This window comes from Micromonospora sp. M51 (genome assembly GCF_018070305.1).
In the GTDB taxonomy this organism is placed as follows: domain Bacteria; phylum Actinomycetota; class Actinomycetes; order Mycobacteriales; family Micromonosporaceae; genus Micromonospora; species Micromonospora parva.
On record NZ_JAGPXZ010000232.1, the window covers coordinates 1 to 7,896 of the forward strand.

At 71.2% G+C, this 7,896-nt stretch carries 4 protein-coding genes; 2 read left to right on the top strand and 2 right to left on the bottom strand.

Annotated features, from left to right (window positions below; all coding sequences use genetic code 11):
• Positions 1 to 21 precede the first annotated feature (21 nt).
• Positions 22 to 708 carry a hypothetical protein gene (locus KBX53_RS14695; RefSeq protein WP_030335864.1) on the bottom strand — a complete coding sequence of 229 codons (687 nt, stop codon included), beginning with the start codon at positions 706 to 708 and terminating at the stop codon, positions 22 to 24.
• Positions 709 to 986: 278 nt separating this feature from the next.
• Here KBX53_RS14695 and KBX53_RS14700 point away from each other — a divergent pair, with 278 nt between their 5' ends.
• Together KBX53_RS14700 and KBX53_RS14705 are read left to right on the top strand one after the other, a co-directional pair.
• A complete protein-coding gene (locus tag KBX53_RS14700; RefSeq protein WP_210859806.1) occupies positions 987 to 3,044 on the top strand; it encodes a type IIA DNA topoisomerase subunit B in 2,058 nt (685 codons plus the stop codon).
• A gap of 32 nt (positions 3,045 to 3,076) precedes the next feature.
• A complete protein-coding gene (locus KBX53_RS14705) occupies positions 3,077 to 5,560 on the top strand; it encodes a DNA topoisomerase (ATP-hydrolyzing) subunit A (protein WP_210859807.1) in 2,484 nt (827 codons plus the stop codon).
• Between the two features lie 266 nt (positions 5,561 to 5,826).
• On the opposite strand, the gene KBX53_RS14710 is transcribed toward KBX53_RS14705, so the two are convergent.
• On the bottom strand, positions 5,827 to 7,896 hold a 2,070-nt coding region (locus KBX53_RS14710; RefSeq protein WP_210859810.1), incomplete at its 5' end, for a tetratricopeptide repeat protein.

The following is a 7,896-nucleotide window of genomic DNA, read 5'->3' on the forward strand; positions in this document are numbered from 1 at the left end:
GGTGGGTGGTGGCGCGCGGCGCTACCGGGCGACCCGGCCGCCGCGGTTCAGCACCGCCGCGCCGGCGACGTTCAGACCGACACCCCAGATCAGGAGTACGCACAGCCACTGCACCCACCGCAGCGCCGTCATCTCTCCCGAGAGCAGGTTGCGCACGCTGCCGAACGGGGTGAGCCACGGCTGCGCGGCCTCCACCCCGCCCAGCAGCGCGAACAGCCCCAGCGGCAGGACGATGGTGGCCAGGAACGCCACCGCCGCCGAGCGCACCAACAGGCCCAGCCCGGTGCCCACCAGCCCGGCGACGAACTGCACCAGCACACTGCCCACCGCTACCGTCCAGGCGTTCCGCCACGGCTCGTCGGCGACCTCGGCCGTGGTGAGGGCGAGCGTCGCGGCGCAGATCAGCACGCCGATGACGCCGATGACGACCGCCGGCAGCCCCACCGCGAGCACGGTGGGCAGGATCGCCGGGCGCACCGGCGCCCGGCGCAGGTCGCTGACCAGCAGGATGCCGAAGAGCGGGGTCGCCACCGACATCAGGCTCTGGACGGTGCCCGAGAGTTCGGCGAAGGTCCGGTCGGCCGGAGCCACCGCCGCGACCAGCGCCACGGCGGCCAGCAGCCCCGCCACCAGGGTGCCCACCAGCAGCCACCGCCGGGCCCGGGTGCCAAGGGAGCGCCGTAGGGCATCGCGAAACGTCTCGGTCACCGCAATCGCCTCCCGATCTCCTCGACCCGGACCGGCGCGCACCCCGCGCGCACATCGGCCGCGATCACGGCTGAGCGTACCGGCGGCGCTGTCTCTGCGTGGCCCCATGATCACCCGGCGGCTGTTCGTTGGCTCACGTCCCGAGGGACCCGCGCGGCGGGTCGCACAGGGCCTCCGACACTTGTCCTAGCCTCGGGCTAGGCTCGCTGCGGCGCGCCACGCCGGCTGATGTCGCCGGTGACCGGCAGCACACCGCCGAGACCGGGGAGTACGACCAGTTGACCGCAGAGCCTGACACCCTGTACGGGGCCGATGACCTCACCCACCTTGAGGGGCTGGACGCTGTCCGCAAGCGGCCCGGCATGTACATCGGTTCCACCGACAGCCGTGGCGTGGGTCACCTCGTCAACGAGATCCTCGACAACTCCACCCACGAGGGAGTCGCCGGCCACGCCAGCCACGACGAGGTGAACCTGCACCCCGACGCCGCCGTGCAGGTCGACGACGACGGCCGGGGCATCCCCACCGACGTGCACGCCAAGTCCGGCATCTCCGGCGTCGAGCTGGTGCTGACCCGGCTGCACGCGGGCGGCAAGTTCGGCGGCTCCGGCTACAAGACCTCCGGCGGTCTGCACGGCGTCGGCGCGTCGGCGGTCAACGCGCTGTCCCGCCGCTTCGACGTGACCGTCCGCCGGGCCGGCAAGATCCACACGATGTCGTTCCGGCACGGCGTCCCGGGCATCTTCGACGGCGACGGGCCGGACGCCCCGTTCACCGCCGGCCCCGGCTTGCAGGTGACCGGCGCCATGAAGCGCGGCCAGCGCACCGGCACCTCGATCCGCTGGTGGCACGACGCCCGCTACTTCGAGACCGGTGCGGCGCTCGACGTCGACGCCGTCCGGATGAAGCTGCGCAACACCGCGTTCCTGGTCCCCGGCGTGACCTACCTGCTGCGCGACCTGACCGGTGAGGCGCCCGCCGAGGAGCGGTTCCACTACCCCAACGGGCTCAGCGACATGGTGGAGTTCCTCGCCCCGGCCGGCGACCGGCCGGTCTCCGGCATCCTGCTGGTCAACGGCGAGGGCACCTACCGGGAGAACGCCGCCGACGCCAACGGCGTGATGCAGTCCAACGTGCAGCGGCGGGCCGAGGTCGAGGTGGCGTTCCGGTGGGGCACCGGTTACGAGCGCACCGTCGAGTGTTTCACCAACACCATCCGCAACGCGCACGGCGGCACCCACCGCAAGGGCTTCGAGCGGGCCCTGGTCCGCGCGCTCGCCGACGCGATCCGCAACACCCGCGGTCTGCTCAAGGCCAAGGAGGAGCCACCCACCCTGGACGACGTCCTGGAGGGGATGACGGCCGTGGTGCACGTGCGGATCCCCGAGCCGCAGTTCACCTCCCAGACCAAGGACGAGCTCTCCACCACCGGCATCACCAAGGTGCTCCAGTCCCTGGTCGACGCGCACGTCAAGGCCTGGCTGGAGGACCGGCGCACCAAGGCCGAGGCGCGCACCGTCCTGCAGAAGATCGTCGACGCCGCTCGGGTGCGGCTCACCCAGAAACAGCAGAAGGACGCCGCCCGGCGCAAGACCGCCCTGGAGGGCGCGTCCATGCCGCCGAAGCTGGTCGACTGCCGGGCCACCGGCATCGACCGCAGCGAGTTGTTCATCGTCGAGGGTGACAGCGCCCTGGGAACGAGCCGGATGGCCCGCTCCTCGGAATACCAGGCGCTGCTGCCGATCCGCGGCAAGATCCTCAACGTGCAGAAGGCCAACCTCCAGCAGGTTCTGGACAATGCCGAGTGCGCGGCCATCGTGCAGGTGCTCGGCGCCGGCTCGGGGCGCACCTTCGACCTCTCCGCGCTGCGTTACGGCCGTGTGCTGATCATGGCCGACGCCGACGTGGACGGCGCCCACATCCGGACGCTGCTGATCACCCTGTTCGCCCGGTACATGCGGCCGCTGATCGAGGCCGGTCGGCTCTACGCCGCGATGCCGCCCCTGCACAAGATCACCACCAGGGGGCGCAACCCGCAGACCGTCTACACCTACACCCAGGCCGAGATGGAGACGACGGTCCGCAAGCTGGAGAAGGCCGGCAAGCAGATCGTCACCCCCATCCCACGGTTCAAGGGTCTCGGTGAGATGGACGCCGACGAGCTGTGGGACACCACGATGAACCCGGCCACCCGTGCCGTCCGCCGGATCACCCTGGACGACGTCGAGGCCGCCGAACGCATCCTCGAACTGCTGATGGGCGAGAAGGTCGAGCCGCGCCGCAACTGGCTGATCGACTCCGCCGACCGGGTCGACCGGGAAGCGATCGACGCGTGAGCATCCGTCTCGCTCTAGTGGAAAGCTGAGTCATGGCACGCCGTAAGGAAAACAAGGTCGACCTCTCCTCGTTCGACCAGGCCGGCGCGCGGGTCTTCGACAATCCGCTGGTCACCGAGGTTTCCGACTCCTACCTGGAGTACGCGTTCTCGGTCATCCACTCCCGCGCCCTGCCCGACGCCCGCGACGGCCTCAAGCCCGTGCACCGGCGCATCCTCTGGTCGATGTACGAGCAGGGGTACCGCCCCGACCGTGGGCACGTGAAGTCCGCCCGAATTGTCGGGGATACGATGGGTAAGTACCACCCGCACGGCGACACGGCGATCTACGACGCCATGGTGCGCCTCGCCCAGGACTTCTCCCTCAACGTGCCGCTCATCGACGGGCACGGCAACTTCGGCAGCCCTGACGACGGCCCGGCAGCATCGCGGTACACCGAAGCGCGGATGTCCCGCGAGGCCATGCTGCTCGTCGGTGAGCTGGGCGAGGACACCGTCGACGTCGAGCCCAACTACGACGGGTCGCTGACCCAGCCGACGGTGCTGCCGGCGGCCTTTCCCAACCTGCTGGTCAACGGCGCGTCCGGGATCGCGGTCGGGATGGCCACCAACATGATCCCGCACAACCTGGCGGAGGTCGTCTCCGCCGCCCGCTGGCTGATCAACCACCCGGACGCCACTCTGGACAAACTCATGGAGTTCGTCCCCGGCCCCGACCTGCCCACCGGCGGGGTGCTGCTGGGCCTGGACGAGGTGCGCCGGGCGTACGAGACCGGGCGCGGCGTGGTGCGGATGCGCGGCAAGGTGGAGATCGGCCCGATCGAGGGCAGCCGGGGCCGCCAGGCGATCACCGTGGTCGAGCTGCCCTACGGCGTCGGCGCGGAGAAGGTCATCGCCGCGATCACCAACGAGGTCACCAAGACCAAGCGGCTGACCGGCATCGCCGACGTCAAGGACCTCACCGACCGGGAGAGCGGCACCCGGCTCGTCGTCGAGTGCAAGGTCGGCGTCAACCCGCAGGCGCTGCTCGCCGACCTCTACCGGCTGACCCCGCTGGAGCAGTCGTTTGGCGTCAACAACCTGGTCCTGGTCGACGGGCAGCCGCGCACGCTGGGTCTCAAGGCGCTGCTGGAGGTCTTCCTGTCGCACCGCTACGAGGTGGTCACCCGACGCACCTCGTACCGCCGCCGCAAGCGTCAGGAGCGGCTGCACCTGGTCGACGGTCTGCTGATCGCGCTGCTGGACATCGACGAGGTGGTCCGGCTGATCCGGGGCAGCGACGACGCGCAGGCCGCGAAGGACGGGCTGATGAGCCGGTTCGGCCTCTCCGACATCCAGGCCACGTACATTCTGGACACCCCGCTGCGTCGGCTGACCAAGTTCGACCGGATCGAGCTGGAGGCCGAGCAGGAACGGCTGCGCGGCGAGATCGCCGAGCTGAGCAAGATCCTCGACGACGAGCGGGTGCTCCGCAAGGTGGTCTCCGACGAGTTGGCGTCAGTGGTCAAGCAGTTCGGCACCGACCGTCGGACGACGCTCGTCGACGGTGACCTGAAGGAGGTGCTGGCCGCGTCCGCGCCGGCCGGCCCGCTGGAGGTCGCCGACGATCCGTGCCAGGTGATCCTCTCGGCTACCGGGCTGGTCGCCCGGACCGCTGCCGAGTCGGAGGAGAGCGCCGAGGGGCGTCGCCGCAACGGCCGGGTCAAGCACGACACGGTCCGCGCCATCGTGCATTCCACCGCCCGGGGCCGGGTGCTGCTGTTGACCAGCGCCGGTCGGGCGTTCAAGGTCGACGTCCTGCCGCTGCCGGTGCTGCCCGAGCAGGCGGGCACGGTGTCCCTGCGGGGGGGTATGTCGGCGGCCGAGCTGGTGCCGTTGGCGGCGGGGGAGACCGTCGTCGGCCTGGCGCCGCTCGGCGGGCAGGCGGATGGCTCCCCGGGGCTGGCGTTGGGCACCCGGCAGGGCGCGGTGAAGATCTGCGCGCCGGAGTGGCCGGTGCGCTCCGACGAGTTCGAGGTGATCGGTCTGCGCGACGGTGACGAGGTGGTCGGTGCGACCTGGCTGACCGACGGCGCCGAGACGTTGACGTTCGTCACCTCGGAGGCGTCGCTGCTGCGCTTCCCCGCCGGGTTGGTCCGCCCGCAGGGCCTCAAGGGCGGTGGTATGGCTGGCATCAACCTGCCGGCCGGCGCGCGGGTGGTGTTCTTCGGCGCGGTGCGCACCGACGACCCGGGGCATGGCGATCCGATGGTGGTGACCTCCACCGGCGCGACGGTGAAGGTGACGCCGTTCAAGGCGTACCCGGCGAAGGGTCGGGCGACCGGCGGCGTGCGCGCGCACCGCTTCCTCAAGGGTGAGACGGACGTGGCCGTTGCCTGGGTGGGCCCGCGACCGGTCGGCGCGACCGGCACCGGCGACCCGGTGGAGCTGCCCGCGGCGGATCCTCGGCGCGACGGCAGCGGCTTCGCGGTGATGCTCGGCCCGACGGTGGTGGGTCACCTGATCGAGCGCGACTGACCCACCCACCTGCGGCGTCGCCCGAGCGTGCCAGGTCCGCCGAAGATCGTGCTCGATCCTGGAAGTAGTGGCATCACCGACGCGGTGATGCCACTCGATCCTGGATCGAGCACGATCATGGGGAGCGGGGTCTCCGGAAGAGCGCTATGGTGGGACCCTCTGTTGTCGGCGGCGGTGGAGATCCCGATGGTCGGCCACGGCCACGGCCACAGCCTCAACGTCGCGGTAGCCGGCTCCCTGGTCCTCTACAAGTTAGCCGGCCTCCTCTAGCACAAGGCGAGACGTTCGAGGCGGCGGCGGACCTCCTCGGCTGCGGGGTCGCGCACGTCCTCGTAGATCCGCGCGGCCAGGCGCCAAGCGGCAGCGGCGGCGTTCCGGTCGCCCATCCCTTCCCGGGTGTCCCCGAGCCGGATGAGGGTTTCCGCCTCGTGGTACCGGTCCGCGGAGGCGCGAAAAAGGTGGATCGCCTGCTCGTAGCAGTTGACCGCGCGGTCGCGTTCACCGAGGCGGTCGTAGGCGAAGCCGAGGCTGTCCAGCGTCGCGGCCTGACCGTTGCGGTCGTCGGTCCGGCGTTGCTGGTCGAGGGCCTCGCTGCAGCTGGCGATGGCCTGGACGTAATCGCCGGTGGTGGCGAGCAGCCAACCGATCGCGTTCAGGGTCCGGGCTTCGCCCGCATGGTTGCCGACGAGCCGGTAGAGCCGCAGCGCCTCGCGACCGTGTGTGAGCGCCTCGTCGAGCCGGCCGTCCAGGTAGCAGAGTTCGCAGTAGTTGTGCAGCGTCTGGGCCTGGCCGATCGGGTCGCCGAGCCGTTCGTGCAGCTCAAGCGCGCGCTTGAGCCGGTGCTCGGCCGTGGTGCGGTCGCCCAGTCGGATCAGTGCGCGGGAGAGCAGCCGGTTGGCGACGGCCTGTCCGGCGAGGTCGTCGATCTTCTCCGCGGCCGTCAGCGCGACACTCTGGATGGCGAGTTGGTCCTGCCAGAGGCCGCGCGGCGCCGAGAAGGTGGTCAGCGCCCACGCGATCTGCCAGGCGTACGCTTCGAAGCCGTTCTCGGCGGTCTGTCGGACCACCCGGACCAGCACCCGATGCTCCGCCGTGAACCAGGCGAGTGCGCCGTCGTGATCGGTCACCGGCCGCCTGGCGGGTACGGGAAGCGGGGCCACCGGCTCGATTGCGGGCCACTGCGGCTGCAGCAGCAGGGCGGCCGGGTAGGCGGCGTGCAGGTAGTGGTCGTACAGGCGCTGTCGGGCTGCGCCGTGTTCGTCGCCGCGTTCCGACGACTGCGCGAGTTCGGCAGCGTAGGCGCGCAGGAGGTCGTGGAAGGCGAACCGGCCGGGCGTGTGTTCCGTCAGCAGGTGGAGCCGGGTCAGTTCCCGCAGGATCGGTGTGACGGCGGTGGCCGGCACGCCGGCGAGCGCCGAGGCCGCGGCGGCGGTCAGGTCCGGGCCCGGATGCAGCCCCAGCAGGGTGAACAGCCGGGCCGCGTCCGCACCGAGGGCCAGGAACGACCACGAGAAGACGCGCCGGACGTCGCCGTCGGCCAGCGCGTCCAGCCGTGCCTCGGCCGAGTGCAGTTCGGCGGCGATCGCGCTGAGCGGAAACGTGGGATGGGTCGCGGCACGCGCCGCGACGATCGACAGTGCCAGCGGAAGCCGGCCTGCGGCCTCGATGATGTCGGCCACGGCCCCCGACGCGGAGGCTAGCCGGTTGTCCCCGAGACGTCTGGCCAGCAGGCTCATCGACTCCTCCGCCGTGAGCACGTCCAGTGTCAACGGCGTGGCGCACTCGCTGGCGACCAGGCCGCCGAGTCGGTCACGGCTGGTTACCACGACCATGCAGCGGCCCGCGCCGGGCAGCAGGGCGCGCACCTGGGCGGAGTCGCGAGCGTTGTCGAGCACCAGGAGCATCCGACGGGAGGCCAGCAGGCTGCGGTAGAGACCAGTCCGCGCCTCCGTGTCGGAGGGTATCCGCGCGTGGGGCACGCCGAGCGCTTCGAGGAAGCCGGACAGGGCGTCGGCCGGGGACACCAGGCCGACTTCGTCGTAGCCGCGAAGGTTCACATAGAGCTGGCCGTCCGGGAAACGGTCGGCCACCCGGTGCGCCCAGTGCAACGCCAGGGTGGTCTTGCCGACTCCGGCCATGCCGGACACCACAGAGATGGTCACGCTCGTGGGCAACTCGGCCCCGCCGCTCAGCAGCCTGTCGAGGCTCGCCAACTCGACGCTGCGTCCGACGAACTCCGGCACCGCACGTGGCAGTTGCTCGGGACGTTGATGGAGCGGCCCCACCGCCGTGCCCGACGCCGGCCGGTCCGGCCCCGTCGGTGGTTGCGCCGTCAG

Excerpts from the sequence above, each read along its gene's own strand:
- KBX53_RS14705 (WP_210859807.1), top strand. The coding sequence starts at position 3,077 with ATGGCACGCCGTAAGGAAAACAAGGTCGACCTCTCCTCGTTCGACCAG.